The sequence below is a fragment of the Allobaculum fili genome (assembly GCF_020969955.1).
Taxonomy (GTDB): domain Bacteria; phylum Bacillota_I; class Bacilli_A; order Erysipelotrichales; family Erysipelotrichaceae; genus Allobaculum; species Allobaculum fili.
Map to the genome: position 1 here is coordinate 1 of NZ_JAHDSX010000164.1, position 255 is coordinate 255.

The following is a 255-nucleotide window of genomic DNA, read 5'->3' on the forward strand; positions in this document are numbered from 1 at the left end:
GCAAGAAGTCAGAGCCCGACCAAGGGTGATGGCGTGCCTTTTGTAGAATGAACCGGCGAGTTGCTTTTGAATGCAAGGTTAAGCGGGAAAACGCGAAGCCGAAGCGAAAGCGAGTCTTAAGAGGGCGACAAGTAGTCAGGAGCAGACCCGAAACCGGGTGATCTAGCCATGGGCAGGTTGAAGCAGAGGTGAAACTTTGTGGAGGACCGAACCGACCATCGTTGAAAAGCTGGCGGATGACCTGTGGCTGGCGGA

The 255-nt window shown here is 54.9% G+C and carries 1 rRNA gene; it reads left to right on the forward strand.

Features of this window, described 5'->3' with window-relative positions:
• Position 1: 1 nt before the first annotated feature.
• Positions 2 to 255 (forward strand): 23S ribosomal RNA (locus Afil_RS11675); the annotation flags it as partial.